Genomic DNA, 16,230 nt, shown 5'->3' with positions numbered 1-16,230 from the left:
TCTATATTAATTATTTCTTATTGCGACGGCGAACAATATACTTATCAGTACGTTTGTTGCTACGCGTTTTCAATCCTTTGGCTTTTTGACCCCATGGAGACACAGGATGTTTACCAAAGTTACGACCTTCACCACCACCATGTGGATGGTCTACCGGGTTCATTGCTGTACCACGAACAGTAGGACGAACACCACGCCAACGCGTTGCACCCGCTTTACCTAATACGCGAAGCATATGTTCTGAATTACCGACTTCACCAATAGTGGCACGACAATCAGATAATACTTTACGCATTTCACCTGAACGTAGACGTAATGTTACATATGCACCATCACGCGCAACGATTTGAACATAGCTACCAGCTGAGCGAGCAAGTTGTCCGCCTTTACCTGGTTTCATTTCAATGTTATGCACGGTAGAACCGACTGGAATATTGCGCATTGGTAAACAGTTACCTGTTTTAATCGATGCATCAACACCAGATTGGATCTGATCACCTGCTTTTAAGCCTTTAGGCGCTAAAATATAACGACGTTCACCGTCTTTATATAAAACCAATGCAATATTTGCACTACGGTTCGGATCATATTCCAAACGTTCAACAACTGCTGGAATACCATCTTTATTACGCTTAAAGTCAACAATACGATAATGTTGTTTATGACCACCACCGATATGACGGGTAGTGATACGACCATTATTATTGCGACCACCAGTTTTGCTTTTTGAATCAAGCAACGGTGCATAAGGCTTACCTTTATGCAACTCTGGGTTAACCACTTTAACAACGTGGCGACGACCCGGAGATGTAGGTTTACACTTAACAACTGCCATTGTTCTTACTCCTCCGAATTACTCAGCGACGCCAGCAAGGTCTAAGTTTTGACCTTCTGCTAAAGTTACGTAAGCTTTTTTCCAGTCGCTACGGCGACCAAGTTGTTGACCACGACGTTTTACTTTGCCTTTAACAACAAGTGTATTAACGTCATCTACTTTAACTTCAAATAGTTGTTCAACTGCGGCTTTAATCTCTCTCTTAGTAGCATCTTTAGCAACTTTCAATACTAATGTATTTGTTTTTTCCATTGAAATAGATGCTTTTTCAGAAACATGTGGTGCTCGCAGGACTTTAAGCAGACGCTCTTCACGAATCATGCTAACATCTCCTCTACTTGTTTAACGGCATCAACAGTGATAACCACTTTGTCAAATGCAATCAAACTAACTGGATCAATACCTGCCACATCACGCACATCAACTTTATGCAAGTTACGTGCTGCTAAGAAAAGATTCTCATCAACTTCAGTTGTAATGATAAGCACATCATTAAGATTCATATCATTTAATTTCTGAGTTAATAATTTAGTCTTAGGTGCTTCAACAGTAAATGTTTCAACCACAACTAAACGTTCTTGACGCACTAATTCAGAGAAAATACTCTTTAATGCACCACGATACATTTTACGGTTAACTTTTTGGCTATGATCTTGTGGTTTTGCTGCAAATGTTACACCACCACTACGCCAGATTGGGCTCTTAATAGAACCTGAACGAGCACGACCTGTGCCTTTTTGACGCCATGGTTTTTTGCCTGAACCAGCGATTTCTGCACGAGTTTTTTGTGCGCGTGAGCCTTGACGAGCAGCAGATGCATAAGCAACAACTACTTGGTGAACTAACGCTTCATTAAACTCACGTCCGAAGGTAGTTTCGGAAACAGAAAGCGCTTTCGCGTCTTTTACTACTAATTCCATCTCTATCTCCTCGACGTTAAGCCTTGATTGCCGGTTTAACAATTACGTCACTATTGATTGCGCCTGGAACTGCACCTTTAATTAATAAAAGGTTACGTTCTGCATCAACACGTACAATATCTAAGTTTTGAACAGTTACACGTTCATTACCTAAGTGACCTGCCATTTTACGACCTTTGAACACTTTACCTGGAGTTTGGTTTTGACCGATAGAGCCATGACCACGGTGTGCCAAAGAGTTACCATGAGTTGCATCTTGAGTACGGAAGTTCCAACGTTTAGTTACGCCAGCAAAACCTTTACCTTTAGATGTTCCAGTAACATCAACTTTTTTAACGTCTGTGAAAATATCAACGTTAATACTTTGCCCTACAGTAAATTCGCCTTCTTCAAAACGGAATTCCCATAGACCACGACCAGCTTCAACGCCAGCCTTAGCAAAATGACCTGCTTCAGGTTTATTTACACGGCTTGCTTTTTTGCTGCCAGTAGTAACCTGAATAGCTTGATAACCATCGTTCTCTAAAGTTTTAACTTGAGTAACGCGGTTGCTTTGAACTTCAACTACGGTGACAGGAATAGAAACACCTTCTTCGGTGAAGATTCGTGTCATTCCTACTTTACGACCGATTAAACCAATCATTGTTTAGACCTCTCAATCATTCAGCTTAGGATTAACCTAAACTGATCTGCACATCAACACCGGCAGCAAGATCTAGGCGCATTAAAGCATCAACTGTTTTTTCAGTTGGCTCAACAATATCAACTAGACGTTTATGAGTACGAATCTCATATTGATCACGCGCGTCTTTATTAACGTGCGGAGAAATCAATACGGTGAAACGCTCTTTGCGTGTCGGTAATGGAATAGGACCACGAACTTGCGCACCAGTGCGCTTCGCAGTTTCTACAATTTCAGCAGTTGATTGATCAATCAAACGATGATCAAACGCTTTTAACCGGATACGGATTCTTTGGTTCGACATGAGACCAGAGCTCCACTATTTAAAAGTTATAACAAAAGACTACTCCTCTTACCCTGTTTCGATTGACAGGAGAGTGTAATCCGTTCTTTTCGTAACCCCCAGATCGGGAGTATTGTTGATATAATTCAATATTATTAAATAAGGATTATATCTTCATACGCATTTGCTTATCAAAAATTCAACAAACAAAGTGGCGATGATTATACGTAAATTATTAACTAATGCAAGAAATAATTAATAATAGATGCTTTATTGATCAGCTTAAAAATAATGATAAACCCTTTTTATTGATTAAATTTCAAGCTAATCAAACAAGTTGTAGTGATTACTTAATAAAATGATGATAATGAGGAATCTGTCGCCATGATGTGATGGCGACAAGGCTAATGATCTTCTTTGGCATGATTAAGACTATATCTTGGAATTTCAACTTCAAGATCTTCATCGGCAACACGCGCCTGACAACTTAGTCGACTATGCGGTTCAACGCCCCACGCTTTATCTAACATATCATCTTCTTGTTCATCACTCTCTTCAAGTGAGTCAAAACCTTTACGGACAATACAATGGCAAGTTGAACAAGCACATGACATTTCACAAGCATGCTCAATTTCAATATCGTTACGTAAAGCGACTTCTAAAATAGATTCACCTTCTTGCGCTTCAACTGTTTTCCCTTCAGGGCAAAGTTCAGCATTTGGTAAAAAAGTAATTTTTGGCATAATAATCTCGTTAGTTAAATATCATCAACTTTATGACCGGTTAAAGCTTGACGAATGGATCTATCCATACGCTTAGCCGCAAAATCCTGCGTCACGTTATCAACAATTTTAATTTGCTTTTCAATTTCGTATATATCATCAGATTCGCTTACCGCTTGTAAACGATGTTTTGCATTTAAAATTTGATTAAGTTGATGCTCATTCAATAAGTCAGCATCTTTATCTAATGCATTTTGTAAACTTTCAAGGACTCTGGCTGCTTCAACTTTTTGTTCAGCAAGCATTCTAGTTTGCTTATCTTGTTGAGCATAATTGATTGAATCTTGAATCATAGTTGCAATTTCTTTATCAGTTAGCCCATAAGATGGCTTAACTTGTATTGCGGCTTCAACGCCTGTTGATTTTTCCATTGCCGTTACGCTCAGCAATCCATCAGCATCCACTTGGAAAGTGACACGAATATGTGCGCCACCAGCAGGCATTGGCGGAATACCACGTAAGATAAATTGCGCCAACGATCGACAATCTGCTACATTTTCACGTTCACCTTGTAAAACATGAATCATCATAGCGGTCTGACCATCTTTAAACGTTGTAAATTCTTGCGCCCTTGCACAAGGAATCGTACTATTACGAGGAATAATTTTTTCAACCAATTCGCCCATTGTTTCGATGCCTAAAGATAAAGGAATTACATCAAGCAACAACATATCGGAATCGGGTTTATTACCCACTAAAATATCCGCTTGAATGGCTGCCCCAATAGCGACGACTTTATCTGGATCGATAGAAGTTAAAGGTTTTGTTTTGAAATAATTACCGACCGATTCACGCACAAACGGAATTCGGGTAGATCCCCCCACCATGACCACTTCAACAATTTCATCGATATCAATATCAGCATCTTTTAATGCACGCCGACAAACGGCTAAGGTACGTTTAACTAGCGGTTCAATGAGTTGTTCAAATTGATGTCGGGTTATAGTTAAGACCTGATTATCTAATGTTATCGTGACAGAATCTTGATGGCTGAGTGCAATTTTTATGTCAACCGCTTGATGAAGCATTCTCTGATTCAACTGTGCATCATGATGATCAAGCAACCCTAATTCGTTTTTAATATACTCTGCAAGTAAACGATCGAAATCATCACCACCAAGAGCAGAATCCCCCCCTGTTGAAAGGACTTCAAAAACGCCTTTATGCAAACGCAGAATAGAGATATCAAAAGTCCCACCACCTAAATCATATACAGCAATTATGCCTTCTTTTCCAGAATCAAGACCATAAGCGATAGCTGCAGCAGTAGGTTCATTCAATAAGCGTAAAACGTGTAAACCTGCTAATTTAGCGGCATCTTTTGTTGCCTGTCGCTGAGCATCATCAAAATAGGCGGGAACGGTGATGACGACACCATCGATTTCACCATTTAAACTCGCTTTAGCCCGATCTGCTAGAGCAATCAAGATTTCAGCAGACACTTGTATAGGGTTAACTTGCTTATTAGGTAAATTTAGTAATGGCACACCATTTTCTGTCATGGATAATGGATAAGGAAAATGAGATGTGTCTATATCCGAAAGACGTCTTCCCATTAATCGCTTCACTGAACTTACTGTATTTTTTGGATCAGAAGTAGCGCTGTTTTTAGCATTTTTTCCAATTGTAATAATCGTATTATCATCATGATCAACACCATAATGTACAACTGAAGGCAATAAAAAATCGCCTTCTAAATCTGGCAGAACTTCAGATTTACCGCTTCGAACGGTTGCAACTAGTGAATTGGTCGTACCTAAATCAATGCCAACCGCAATCCGACGCTGATGGGGTTCTGGTGTTTGACCTGGTTCACTAATTTGTAATAATGCCATTTAACTTATCTCTACTTGATGTGTTATTTATCTTAAATTATAAAGCATATTGCTTTTCTTGTAACTTTTCGATCTGTTCTATTAATCGAGTAAGATAACGAATCTTGTAGATTTGATTAAGTGCGGATTGCCAATCTTGTTGCGATATATTGTTCAACAATTGATTATAAATATCTTTTTTGCGTCCTGATATCTCAGATCCAAAACTATCTAATAGCTCAAAGTTTGACTGACTTTCAATATCATCTAGTTTTTCACGCAAAACAAATTGCTCCATTAAAAAATCTGCATCATGAATAATATGTTGTTCCGTTGCCACATCAAAACCTTGCAAAGATAGGAAATATTCAGCTGCTTTTATAGGATTTTTTAATACTTGATAAGCATCATTAATCATGGCTGATTTCTGAATAATCGCCATTTTTTCACTATCCGATGCCGTTGCAAAATTATCAGGGTGATAGTGTCTTTGTAATTGCTGATATTGTAATGTTAACTGTTGTGTATCGACAGGTAATTGAATAGGTAGATGAAATAACTCAAAATAATTATTCACGCTTGATGCCTCAGTTAAACATTAAAGCTTTCGCCACAACCACACTCATTATGTGCATTAGGATTATTGAATTTGAAACCTTCATTTAATCCTTCTTTAACAAAATCAAGTTCTGTGCCATCAATATAGACTAAGCTTTTTTTATCCACGATAACTTTGACATTTTTATCTTCAAATACACTGTCATCGTCATTAATCGTATCAGCAAACTCTAAAACATAAGCCATACCCGAACAACCTGATGTTTTAACGCCTAATCTTAGACCAATACCTTTTCCACGATTAGTTAAAAAAGCTTGAACACGATCAGCTGCACTTGTGGTTAATGTAATAGCCATTAACTTTGCCCTTTTTTAGTTTTATAGTCATCAATTGCCGCTTTGATTGCATCTTCAGCTAAAATTGAGCAGTGAATTTTAACTGGCGGTAAAGCAAGTTCTTTAGCAATATCCGTATTTTTTATCGCTTGCGCTTCATCTAAAGATTTACCTTTAATCCATTCGGTAACTAACGAACTTGAAGCAATTGCGCTACCACAGCCATAAGTTTTAAATTTCGCATCTTCAATAATGCCATCATCATTCACTTTAATTTGAAGTCGCATGACATCGCCACAGGCTGGCGCACCAACCATACCACTACCAACATTCGGATCGTTTTGATCAAACGACCCGACATTGCGAGGGTTTTCGTAATGATCGACTACTTTTTCACTGTATGCCATAATTTACTCCTAATTTTAATGGGCTGACCATTTTATTTTTGATAAATCAACACCATCTTTAAACATTTCCCAAAGCGGAGATAAGTTTCTTAATTTATCAATAGAGTTTTTGATTAACTCAATAACATAATCCACTTCTTCTTCAGTACTAAATCGACCTAGTGAAAAACGGATTGAGCTATGTGCTAATTCATCATTGAGACCTAGTGCCCGCAATACATAAGAAGGTTCTAAACTCGCTGACGTACAGGCTGAGCCAGAAGATACAGCCAAATCTTTCAATGCCATCATTAACGATTCACCTTCAATATAAGCAAAACTGACATTTAAAATATTTGGTGCACTGTGTTCTAAAGATCCATTTAGATAAACTTCTTCTATATCTTTTAAACCGTTCCATAACCGATTTTTGAGAGCCAATAGACGTGGCATTTCAGTAGCCATTTCTTCTTTTGCTATCCGATATGCTTCACCCATACCAACAATTTGGTGCACAGGTAGCGTACCAGAGCGCATACCACGTTCATGACCACCACCATGCATTTGTGCTTCAATACGAACACGAGGTTTACGTCTTACATACAGCCCACCGATACCTTTTGGACCATAGATTTTATGACCTGAAAAAGACATCAAGTCTACTTTTAATTTGGTTACATCAATCGGTAATTTACCAACAGCTTGCGTTGCATCCACGTGGAAAACAATGCCTCTTTCACGACACATTTCACCAATTTTTTCGATATCTTGTATGACGCCTGTTTCATTATTAACATGCATGATTGATACCACTGTCGTATCACTACGCATTGCCGCTGCGAGTTTGTTTAAATCTAATATTCCATCAGATTCAGGTGCTAAATACGTTACTTCATAACCTTCGCGCTCAAGTTGACGACAAGTATCAAGCACGGCTTTATGTTCAGTTTTACACGTAATAATATGTTTACCTTTAGCTTGATTAAAGTGTGCAGCACCTTTAATGGCTAAATTGTCCGCTTCAGTCGCGCCAGAAGTAAAAACGATTTCTCGTGAATCGGCACCGATGAGATCGGCTATTTGATTTCTTGCAATATCAACCGCTTCTTCTGCTTGCCAACCAAATTTATGAGAACGAGATGCGGGGTTACCGAAAATACCATCCAAGGTTAGATACTGCATCATTTTTTCAGCAACTCTAGGATCGACAGGCGTTGTTGCTGCATAATCCATATAAATAGGTAGTTTCATTAAATACTCCCAATGACAAATTCTGTGTACAAATTTTATTGCTTAATTTATTGCTTAATTTATTGATATTAGATTGCTTTGTCGACTAGCCACTTCTTTTACTTCTTTATTATTGACTAATTCACTTAAAGTGATACTTGTTAAAAACTCATCGATACGTTCACTTAGGTCATTCCACAGCGTGTGAGTTAAACATCTCACGCCACCTTGACATCCATCATGACCATAACATTTTGTTGCGTGAACTGTTTCATCGACGGCTTTAACAATTGAACTAATCGCAATTTGATCCATGCTTCGACTAAGCACATAGCCACCACCCGGCCCCCGAACACTAGAGACCAGACCATGTTTACGTAAACGGGCAAATAGTTGTTCAAGATAGGAAAGTGAGATTTGTTGACGTTCTGAGATATCTGCAAGTGATACGGGTCCTAAACCAGAATGTAATGCAATATCCAACATTGCAGTTACTGCATATCTCCCTTTTGATGTCAATTTCATTATTTATTCCCCTTTATATATGGAAGGTATTTTATATATCCTTCAATTTTAGTCAAGTATTTAGTTGACTATTTTAGTGGGAATTAAACCTTAAGTTCTTTCATCGACGAACAATGGTGAAATATGCTAATCTAGTAAACTAATTTGATATAGGAGTTGAGCAATGAAATCACTATTAAAGTGTATTTTGATAATAGGATTACTCTTTACTAAAAGTGCAATCGCGGTTAATACGCAGCAAGATTTACGAGCTAATTACAAAAAATGGCTTAACTCATATCAATCACTCAATCTTGATGAACAAACAGCTCTTTTAAAAGAGCTAAAAGATTATCCACTGTATCCTTATGCTGCAATACAATATTTTCAAAAAAATATTAAAACGGTTTCCCCTGACATGGTGAGCAATTTTGTCACTCAGTATAATAAATTTCCGTTAACAGCATCATTAAATCAATCTTTCTTATCAGAATTGACTAATCGTCAAGATTGGGCTGCTATTGTTGACTTTCCTAAAGATAACTCAATTCAATCCAACTGCCGTTATCAATACGCTTTGTTACAACAGGGTAATCAATCTGTTATAGAAACAGTAGAATCATTGTGGCTAACAGGAAAAGAATTACCTTCTGCCTGTGATCCTCTTCTTAATGTATGGAAAGATGCAGGAAAACAAACAAACAATATCATTTTGTTACGAATTGAACTTGCTATAGAAGCGAATAATTTAAAATTAGCACGATATTTAACCAACTTATTAGATAGTGACTATAAAACAACCAAAAGTAATTTATATGCTTTATTAGATAATCCGAGAAAATTAGAGGATTTCTCTAAAAATATCAAAACCAGCAATTTTACTAAAAAAATTGTATTGGCTTCTTTTCCTCGAGTAGTTAAAGCGGATATGAATTTTGCGCAAATACTATTGCCAAAACTGGTACAGCAGCAACATTTAAGCGAAACCGAACTCATTGCATTACAAAAAAATTTAGCAAACAGATTTTTCAGTGATTCTGCGACAAATGAGCAAATTAAATGGCGTGATGATTACATTGCCAAGTATCATGATACAATGTTAGTTGAAAAACGCATTCGTGTTGCGATTGATGAAAATAATTACAAAGATATTGCTTATTGGTTATCACAATTAACACCCGAAGATAAACTAAAAGAAGAATGGCAATATTGGCAAGCTCGCGTCTATTTAGACCAAAACAAAAAAAATGAAGCCAACATCATTTTGAAAAAATTATCGGCTAATCGTGGATTTTATGGCATGGTCAGCGCACAATTGCTTAAGCAAAAATATTCTCTTAACAATCAATCCAGAAAAATAACACAAGCCGAGATAGCAAATTTAAAATCTAAGTATGATAATCAAACTGTTATAAAACGAGTTAAAGAATTACGTTTCTGGAAGATGTTAGCAGAATCAACACGCGAATGGCGATTTATGTTGAATAATCACGTTGAAAATAATGAATATTTAGATTTAGCTCAATATGCTTATCATAAAGGTTGGGGAGATCTTAGTATTCAAGCAACAATATCTGGAAAACTTTGGAATAATTGGACAGAGCGCTTACCTATTATGTATGAAGATATATATAAACAGGCATTAAAAGGTAAAGAGATATCTCTTTCTTATGCGCTGGCTATATCGCGTCAAGAGAGCGCTTTTGATGCCACGATACAATCACCTGCTGGGGCAAAAGGTTTAATGCAATTAATGCCTGCGACAGCAAAAGAAACAGCAAAAAAAGTTAGCTCAATTAGTTACACATCAACATCTCAGCTTTCTGATCCAATGACAAATATAGAATTAGGGACATATTTTCTCAATAATGTTTATCAACAAAATGCTAAAAATCGTATTTTGGCGTCAGCAGCTTATAATGCTGGACCAAGTCGAGTTAAACGATGGTTAAATAATAGTGATGGTAAACTTGATGCAGTAGCTTTTATTGAAAGTATTCCTTTTACTGAAACACGTAATTATGTTAAAAATGTTTTAGTTTATGATTATATTTATCAAAATTTGTTAGGTCAAAAAAGGCATAATATTTTTACCGCAAACGAATTTAACAGAACCTATTAATGGTGGGCATTATGAAAACTCAAGAATGGAAACAAACAGTTGAAATACTACACCAAGCATTTAATGATGGCTATTCACTGGATATATTTAAACTGCTGCTAACCGCAGATGAACGTGATGCTTTAATTACTCGAGTGAAAATAATTCACTCTTTACTTGATGGTTCAATAAATCAAAGACAGCTTAAAGAACAATTAGGAATTGGTATTGCTACTGTCACTCGTGGATCAAATAGTTTGAAAGAAGCATCACCTGAATTTAGACAATGGTTAGAAAAAACATTGTTAAATTGATCATAATGCTAGGTTATTACAATTTGTCACAAGATTGAATACAGATAACAACTAAGATTTACTACGAATTTTTCTTTAGAAGAACTTCATTTTCTGTTGCAACTGGCACACAATAATCGCATTCCATACGTTGGATATCTTTTGCCGTTTCAACCGTATTTTTATCTCGATTATGATGGATTTCAATTAAACATCCTGCACGTAAATGAACTTTTAAAGCGGGCATCGCAGCTAAATGCACTTGAGAAATAAAATCTTTAAAGTTTTCAGGTCTGCCAATATATTTAAAACAAAGATACAAACCACCTTCGCTAACAAACTGTTCAATATATTCAAGATGATTATTGTGTTCTAACGCTATGGTATAAAGTAACTCTTGTTCATTAGCATTTTCTTTACTTTTCAAGATCCGGTTAAAAGCATAAATTTTATCCGGCAGAATTTCATTTTTATGGGTATAACGAGAAAGATAATTGTGAAAAAATTGACCTCGCAACTTATTTTCTTCCTCTAATAATTTACTTAAATTACAGTTATTTTTATAAGTAATACCCCAAAATGTCTGTTTTGGCATATTAACGAATTTGGGTTCGGGTAATGTAAGCTGAGTTTTATTAAGTTCAATTGCTGGCGTTAATCCTGTGGGATCCCAAAATTCAGCGCGTCGATAACTTGCTGGGGTTTCATTAAACTGTTTTTTAAAAGAACGGGTAAATGTTTGCTGAGAATCAAAACGATATTGCATAGCAATATCTAAAATCGGCTTACTCGTCATTCGTAAAGAAAGTGCTGCATAAGTTAACCTACGATGACGAATGTAAGTACCAAGTACCTGACCGGTTACCTCTTTAAACATACGTTGTAAATGCCACTTTGAATAACCTGATTTTTGAGCAACATGATCAATAGACAAAGGCTGCTCCAGATTTTTTTCAATCCAAACGATAAGATCTGAAATAATGCTGACTTGATTCATAAAACCCCATCATAAAGTGAACTGGCAGACATCATGCGATTATGACTTAATCTTAGCAATAAGCAAGATTTAAATCCAAATTATTTAGTTTTTCTTAACAAAAAGAGTGTGTTCCTGCTTGATGCTCAGTCACATCTTTTACGCCTGCAAGTTCAGGAAATTCCATTAATAATTGTTTTTCAATTCCTTCTTTCAACGTATAATCAACCATTGAACAACCATTACACCCCCCTCCAAATTGAAGGACAACATAATTGTCTTCTGTTAATTCAATTAAACTTACCATACCACCATGACTAGCAAGTTGAGGATTAATTTGAGTTTGAATCGTATAATTAACGCGTTCAATTAAAGGGGCATCATCGCTGACTTTTCTCATTTTGGAGTTTGGCGCTTTTAACGTCAATTGCGAACCCAATTCATCCGTAACATAATCGATAACGGTTTCTTCTAAAAATGGTGCACTCATTTCATCAATGTATACCGAAAAATCTGCAAACTTTTCTTCTATATCACTATCTTCTACAGTATCAGCAGGACAATAAGAAACACCGCACTCTGCACTTGGCGTACCAGGATTCATGACAAAGACACGAATTTGTGTATCTTGTGGTTGATTGGCTAGTAGTTTTTTGAAATGTTGCTGAGCTGATTCAGAAATGGTAATAATAGACATAACCCCTCACTTTAGATGCAATTAGGTAATAACCTACCTAATTGATTTGTTATAATAGTTGACTAACTATGTTGGTTATTATAGGGACTGTTTACAATTTTACAATACTGTGCGACATAAACAAATTACTTGAATATTGATTGCCCCGCATTTTTTTAATTGCTGACTAACAGCATTTATTGTGTTTCCCGTAGTGACAATATCATCAATAAGCATTACCGATTTTTGAGAAAGATTTTTTCGACATTCATAAAGTGTTTCTACATTTTGTTTACGTTCTTTTAATGAAAGCTTTTTCTGATCTATTGCTCGTTGATGTCGATAGAGTAAATGAGGATAAAAATCACAATTTAACCATTTGGCTATCACTTTTGCCAACAATTCTGCTTGATTAAATCCTCTTGACCAATAACGTATATGATGTAAAGGAACGCAAGTGACTAAATCCGGTTTTATGATTTCATTTGCAAGTCGTTTTTTATACCATGTTAAAAACATTAATCTTGCCAGTGCCAACGTCAATTCCGTCTTATGATAAAACTTTAATTGCTGAATTAATTTTTTTAACGGATTAATATAGTCGCTAGTCGCAATTAATGTATCCCAATGGGGTTTATTTTCAAGACAACGATAGCAAATCTGAGTGGATAAAGAATGCGGTAAACTACATTGAGGACATACCTTGTTTAATTTCGGTATGTTTTTTGAACATTGATAACAAATTCCATGGTGTGCCAAATATAATGGCATATTGCATAAGAAGCAACGCATAATTCTCCAACTTTAGAAATAATGTCATCTATAAATTTTAAACAATCATCCAATAAAGGATAAAACGTCAATACAAAGAGTTTATTTTCAGACCATCGCATCATCGTTTTAACAATACTTTTTTCAGCCATAAAAATAATACTCAAATACAAAAACCTACTTATGATATCCTATTTAATCTATTGAAAAATATTAAATAAATAATAGTTCGAACTATCTCACAAAATTTTTTTGTATTTTGCATAATTGTTATTTAAATAAATTTTATATTCGGTATAATCAACAAACAAATGGACTAAGGAACAAATATAATGAATAAAATCAGATCATTAATCATCGCGCTGTGCTTAATTTTACTTTCACCCATTGCGTTAGCAGATACAAAAGTATTATTGCAAACCAGTATGGGGGATATTGAAATTGAATTAGACAATGAGCACGCACCAATTACGACCAAAAACTTTCTTGATTATGTTAAAAGTGGTTTCTATGAAAACACTACTTTTCATCGTGTGATCCCCAATTTTATGATTCAAGGTGGTGGAGCAGACGGTGAATTAAAATTTAAAGAAACAAATGCCCCAATTAAAAACGAAGCAGATAATGGATTAAAAAATGTGCGTGGTACGATCGCAATGGCAAGAACCGGTGTCATCGATAGTGCAACGAGCCAATTTTTTATTAATGTCGTCGATAATCATTTTCTCAACCACGATCCATCCAAAGATTATGGTTACGCAGTATTTGGAAAAGTGATAAAAGGAATGGATGTTGTTGATAAAATTGTCAATGTGCCAACTAAACGGATGGGCCCCCATCAAAATGTACCGATTGAGCCAATTTATATTAAAAAAGCTATTATCATAACAGAATAAATGATTTTATTTATTTTACTTCATTTATTCAAAAGAACTGTCTTAACGATTTAAGACAGTTCAATTTGACTATATTTTTAATTAATTCTATTTGTTTTTATTTTATATTATCGTCGTAAGCTTTTATTATCACAAGCTTCATCTATACCAAGACTACAGGCTTTCTTAAAGTACTTAATGGCTAACGATCTATTTTTTTCTACTCCTTCACCATAGTAATACATGACACCTAAATTATTTAACGCTTCTGGCGAATCTTGCTCCACTGCTTTCTTATACCAAAACACTGCTGTTTCTTTATTTTTTTCGACACCTTCACCTTCATCATACATAATCGCTAAATTATATTGAGCATCAACTAAACCTTGTTCGGCAGCTTTTGTATACCAATAAACAGCTTTTTGATCATCTTCTTTAACACCTTCACCTTCATCATACATTAGTGCTAAATAATATTGTGCCTGATCAAATCCTTGTTCTGCTGATTTAGTTACCCAATGTAATACCTTATCGAAATCTTCCTCAACGCCCAAACCTTCCTCATAAGCTTGAGCCAAATAAAATTGAGCTTTCTTATCACCTTGTTCGGCTTCTTTTTGGCAAGCATCAAAAGCTTTATCATACTCTTCTGCATTCCAATATTTTTCACACTCGCCAGCGTAGGTTGTACTTGAAAACAATACTGTTAACAAAATAAAAAATACTTTTTTCATAACTTTCCTTATATCTCTAAATTATAAATATTTGACAAATTTTAAACTCTGCCTATTTTAGAAAAAAAATTTAAATTAGCAATAACAAAAATTATTAAGAATTATTAAACTAATCGGTTTTAATAAATAGATATTACATCCCTTAACAATGAATCATGCTTTTTTTAATTTACTCAATAAGTGAGCAATAGTTCTGACCCCAACACCTGTTGCTCCCGTTGCCCATAATGCAGTTGCACTTTTACGGAAAGTGGCTGAGCAGTCGATATGTAACCAGTTTTGCTGATAATTTTTAATAAAATGTGATAAAAATGCCGCAGCAGTACTTGCCCCTGCTGTATTTGGCAATCCAGAATTGGACATGTCGGCAAATGATGAAGGGAATTGAGAACGATGAAATTCGGCTAACGGTAAACGCCAAAATGCTTCATTTTCAATATCGCTACTTGCCAATAACAATTGAGCAAATTTATCATCAAATGAAAGTAGTGATTGATAATCATTACCTACCGCAATTTTAGCTGCACCGGTCAATGTTGCACAATCGATAATATAACGTGGCTTATCATTATCGGCACAAATCAACCCATCGGCTAACACTAAACGCCCTTCAGCATCGGTATTATCGATTTCAACTGTTTTACCATTACGATAACAAATAATATCCCCGAGTTTAAAAGCGCTACCACTCACTAGGTTATCTGCACAACATAGATAGAGTTTAATACGGTGATTTATGCCTCGTGCAATAGCCAGTGCTAATGCACCAGCGACTAGCGCTGCTCCGCCCATATCTGAGCGCATCGACTCCATAAAACTACTTGGTTTTAAACTATAACCACCAGAATCAAATGTGATCCCTTTACCCACTAAACAAGCAGTAATCGGTGCTGTTGGATTTTTACCAGGATTATAATCAAGTTCAAGTAGCGCTGCCGGTCTATCTGAGCCTTTGCCAACAGTATAGATCCCCATATAATCATGCTCTTTTAATGCTTCACCGGAAATAATTTTGTATGTTACATCTGACGAATATTGACTGATGAGTTTGGCACTTTGCGTAGCTAATTCAAGCGGGCTTAATGTTTCTGCTTGTTGGTTAACAATATCTCGACACCAATCAATAATGGCCAGACGATGTGTTAATTCTGCTTTATCTTTGCTATCCAGTTTTGCCCAAGTGACTTTATTGTTGTTTTTTGCATTACGATAACCCAACCAAAAATGCCAACACGCTTCCAAATCCCATCCTTGACCACTGAGTTTAACCGATTTGATTCCTTGATTATCGAGTTTACGCCCTGCACGTTGAATTGCTCCTAAGCGATGCTCAGTTTTATAATGAATGGTAATTGATTCATCTGAAAAACTCAGTAGTGCATCTTTACCCCATTGCGAGGGTGCAGGTTTTTCAGAAAGTAAAATAGATAACATCGACATAAGCAGAAACTCCAATTATTGATAAAAATAAAAC

Annotated in this window: 20 protein-coding genes; 3 read left to right on the top strand and 17 right to left on the bottom strand. The window is 35.9% G+C overall.

Going from position 1 to position 16,230, the window contains the following annotated elements:
• Positions 1-10 precede the first annotated feature (10 nt).
• The 12 genes from rplB to iscR all read right to left on the bottom strand — a co-directional run bounded on the left by rplB (position 11) and on the right by iscR (position 8,351).
• Positions 11-835, bottom strand: coding sequence for a 50S ribosomal protein L2 (gene rplB / locus A9G10_RS05370; RefSeq protein ID WP_065558580.1), 825 nt, complete (start codon positions 833-835; stop codon positions 11-13).
• An 18-nt stretch (positions 836-853) separates the two neighbouring features.
• Positions 854-1,156: a 50S ribosomal protein L23 gene (gene rplW, locus A9G10_RS05365; protein ID WP_065558579.1), complete on the bottom strand. Its 303-nt coding sequence runs from the start codon at positions 1,154-1,156 to the stop codon at positions 854-856.
• Positions 1,153-1,755 carry a 50S ribosomal protein L4 gene (rplD, locus tag A9G10_RS05360; RefSeq protein ID WP_065558578.1) on the bottom strand — a complete coding sequence of 201 codons (603 nt, stop codon included), beginning with the start codon at positions 1,753-1,755 and terminating at the stop codon, positions 1,153-1,155. Before rplD ends, rplW begins: the two co-directional genes overlap by 4 nt.
• 16 nt (positions 1,756-1,771) lie before the next feature.
• Complete coding sequence (gene rplC / locus A9G10_RS05355) at positions 1,772-2,398, bottom strand: 50S ribosomal protein L3 (RefSeq protein ID WP_065558577.1); 627 nt, start codon at positions 2,396-2,398, stop codon at positions 1,772-1,774.
• 31 nt (positions 2,399-2,429) lie between these two features.
• Positions 2,430-2,741, bottom strand: coding sequence for a 30S ribosomal protein S10 (rpsJ, locus tag A9G10_RS05350; RefSeq protein ID WP_006120582.1), 312 nt, complete (start codon positions 2,739-2,741; stop codon positions 2,430-2,432).
• Positions 2,742-3,124: 383 nt separating this feature from the next.
• The gene (gene fdx, locus A9G10_RS05345; RefSeq protein ID WP_065558576.1) at positions 3,125-3,463 is read right to left on the bottom strand and encodes an ISC system 2Fe-2S type ferredoxin; all 339 of its coding nucleotides are present in this window, start codon (positions 3,461-3,463) and stop codon (positions 3,125-3,127) included.
• 14 nt (positions 3,464-3,477) lie between these two features.
• On the bottom strand, positions 3,478-5,337 hold the full coding sequence (gene hscA, locus A9G10_RS05340; RefSeq protein WP_065558575.1) for a Fe-S protein assembly chaperone HscA: 1,860 nt from the start codon (positions 5,335-5,337) through the stop codon (positions 3,478-3,480).
• Between the two features lie 37 nt (positions 5,338-5,374).
• Positions 5,375-5,893 carry a Fe-S protein assembly co-chaperone HscB gene (gene hscB, locus A9G10_RS05335; protein WP_065558574.1) on the bottom strand — a complete coding sequence of 173 codons (519 nt, stop codon included), beginning with the start codon at positions 5,891-5,893 and terminating at the stop codon, positions 5,375-5,377.
• Between the two features lie 14 nt (positions 5,894-5,907).
• Positions 5,908-6,231: an iron-sulfur cluster assembly protein IscA gene (gene iscA / locus A9G10_RS05330; protein ID WP_065558573.1), complete on the bottom strand. Its 324-nt coding sequence runs from the start codon at positions 6,229-6,231 to the stop codon at positions 5,908-5,910.
• Positions 6,231-6,617, bottom strand: coding sequence for a Fe-S cluster assembly scaffold IscU (iscU, locus tag A9G10_RS05325; protein WP_065558572.1), 387 nt, complete (start codon positions 6,615-6,617; stop codon positions 6,231-6,233). The genes iscA and iscU overlap by 1 nt, the downstream gene beginning before the upstream one ends.
• A 15-nt stretch (positions 6,618-6,632) precedes the next feature.
• Positions 6,633-7,847 (bottom strand): IscS subfamily cysteine desulfurase, encoded by a 1,215-nt coding sequence (locus tag A9G10_RS05320; RefSeq protein WP_065558571.1) that lies wholly within the window; start codon positions 7,845-7,847, stop codon positions 6,633-6,635.
• Positions 7,848-7,901: 54 nt separating this feature from the next.
• Positions 7,902-8,351 (bottom strand): Fe-S cluster assembly transcriptional regulator IscR, encoded by a 450-nt coding sequence (gene iscR, locus A9G10_RS05315; protein WP_065558570.1) that lies wholly within the window; start codon positions 8,349-8,351, stop codon positions 7,902-7,904.
• Between the two features lie 163 nt (positions 8,352-8,514).
• On the opposite strand from iscR, the gene sltY reads away from it, so the two are divergent.
• Positions 8,515-10,452, top strand: a complete 1,938-nt coding sequence (gene sltY, locus A9G10_RS05310) for a murein transglycosylase (RefSeq protein WP_065558569.1) — start codon at positions 8,515-8,517, stop codon at positions 10,450-10,452.
• Between the two features lie 11 nt (positions 10,453-10,463).
• A complete protein-coding gene (trpR, locus tag A9G10_RS05305) occupies positions 10,464-10,745 on the top strand; it encodes a trp operon repressor (protein WP_218837341.1) in 282 nt (93 codons plus the stop codon).
• A gap of 61 nt (positions 10,746-10,806) precedes the next feature.
• Here the strand turns inward: trpR and robA are convergent, their stop codons facing one another.
• The 3 genes from robA to A9G10_RS05290 all read right to left on the bottom strand — a co-directional run bounded on the left by robA (position 10,807) and on the right by A9G10_RS05290 (position 13,168).
• Entirely contained in the window at positions 10,807-11,721 is a 915-nt protein-coding gene (robA, locus tag A9G10_RS05300) for an MDR efflux pump AcrAB transcriptional activator RobA (RefSeq protein WP_065558567.1), read from the bottom strand.
• 94 nt (positions 11,722-11,815) lie between these two features.
• The gene (gene nfuA, locus A9G10_RS05295) at positions 11,816-12,391 is read right to left on the bottom strand and encodes a Fe-S biogenesis protein NfuA (RefSeq protein WP_065558691.1); all 576 of its coding nucleotides are present in this window, start codon (positions 12,389-12,391) and stop codon (positions 11,816-11,818) included.
• Between the two features lie 105 nt (positions 12,392-12,496).
• The gene (locus tag A9G10_RS05290; RefSeq protein ID WP_065558566.1) at positions 12,497-13,168 is read right to left on the bottom strand and encodes a phosphoribosyltransferase family protein; all 672 of its coding nucleotides are present in this window, start codon (positions 13,166-13,168) and stop codon (positions 12,497-12,499) included.
• A 311-nt stretch (positions 13,169-13,479) separates the two neighbouring features.
• Between A9G10_RS05290 and A9G10_RS05285 the strand changes: the two genes are divergently transcribed.
• Positions 13,480-14,043: a peptidylprolyl isomerase gene (locus tag A9G10_RS05285; RefSeq protein WP_065558565.1), complete on the top strand. Its 564-nt coding sequence runs from the start codon at positions 13,480-13,482 to the stop codon at positions 14,041-14,043.
• A 107-nt stretch (positions 14,044-14,150) separates the two neighbouring features.
• Here the strand turns inward: A9G10_RS05285 and A9G10_RS05280 are convergent, their stop codons facing one another.
• Positions 14,151-14,756 (bottom strand): tetratricopeptide repeat protein, encoded by a 606-nt coding sequence (locus A9G10_RS05280; protein ID WP_065558564.1) that lies wholly within the window; start codon positions 14,754-14,756, stop codon positions 14,151-14,153.
• A 153-nt stretch (positions 14,757-14,909) separates the two neighbouring features.
• The gene (pepB, locus tag A9G10_RS05275) at positions 14,910-16,202 is read right to left on the bottom strand and encodes an aminopeptidase PepB (protein ID WP_179855815.1); all 1,293 of its coding nucleotides are present in this window, start codon (positions 16,200-16,202) and stop codon (positions 14,910-14,912) included.
• Positions 16,203-16,230 lie beyond the last annotated feature (28 nt).

The sequence above is a fragment of the Gilliamella sp. wkB308 genome, from assembly GCF_001690185.1.
Lineage (GTDB): Bacteria > Pseudomonadota > Gammaproteobacteria > Enterobacterales > Orbaceae > Gilliamella > Gilliamella apicola_I.
Note: the sequence above shows the minus strand (reverse complement) of the source record. Positions and strands in the feature narration are given on the sequence as shown.

Bases quoted from the DNA above. Each gene is read 5' to 3' on its own strand.
- rplB (WP_065558580.1), bottom strand. From the start codon at position 835: ATGGCAGTTGTTAAGTGTAAACCTACATCTCCGGGTCGTCGCCACGTT.
- rplW (WP_065558579.1), bottom strand. From the start codon at position 1,156: ATGATTCGTGAAGAGCGTCTGCTTAAAGTCCTGCGAGCACCACATGTT.
- rplD (WP_065558578.1), bottom strand. From the start codon at position 1,755: ATGGAATTAGTAGTAAAAGACGCGAAAGCGCTTTCTGTTTCCGAAACT.
- rplC (WP_065558577.1), bottom strand. From the start codon at position 2,398: ATGATTGGTTTAATCGGTCGTAAAGTAGGAATGACACGAATCTTCACC.
- rpsJ (WP_006120582.1), bottom strand. From the start codon at position 2,741: ATGTCGAACCAAAGAATCCGTATCCGGTTAAAAGCGTTTGATCATCGT.
- fdx (WP_065558576.1), bottom strand. From the start codon at position 3,463: ATGCCAAAAATTACTTTTTTACCAAATGCTGAACTTTGCCCTGAAGGG.
- hscA (WP_065558575.1), bottom strand. From the start codon at position 5,337: ATGGCATTATTACAAATTAGTGAACCAGGTCAAACACCAGAACCCCAT.
- iscA (WP_065558573.1), bottom strand. From the start codon at position 6,231: ATGGCTATTACATTAACCACAAGTGCAGCTGATCGTGTTCAAGCTTTT.
- iscU (WP_065558572.1), bottom strand. From the start codon at position 6,617: ATGGCATACAGTGAAAAAGTAGTCGATCATTACGAAAACCCTCGCAAT.
- A9G10_RS05320 (WP_065558571.1), bottom strand. From the start codon at position 7,847: ATGAAACTACCTATTTATATGGATTATGCAGCAACAACGCCTGTCGAT.
- iscR (WP_065558570.1), bottom strand. From the start codon at position 8,351: ATGAAATTGACATCAAAAGGGAGATATGCAGTAACTGCAATGTTGGAT.
- sltY (WP_065558569.1), top strand. From the start codon at position 8,515: ATGAAATCACTATTAAAGTGTATTTTGATAATAGGATTACTCTTTACT.
- trpR (WP_218837341.1), top strand. From the start codon at position 10,464: ATGAAAACTCAAGAATGGAAACAAACAGTTGAAATACTACACCAAGCA.
- robA (WP_065558567.1), bottom strand. From the start codon at position 11,721: ATGAATCAAGTCAGCATTATTTCAGATCTTATCGTTTGGATTGAAAAA.
- A9G10_RS05290 (WP_065558566.1), bottom strand. From the start codon at position 13,168: ATGCGTTGCTTCTTATGCAATATGCCATTATATTTGGCACACCATGGA.
- A9G10_RS05285 (WP_065558565.1), top strand. From the start codon at position 13,480: ATGAATAAAATCAGATCATTAATCATCGCGCTGTGCTTAATTTTACTT.
- A9G10_RS05280 (WP_065558564.1), bottom strand. From the start codon at position 14,756: ATGAAAAAAGTATTTTTTATTTTGTTAACAGTATTGTTTTCAAGTACA.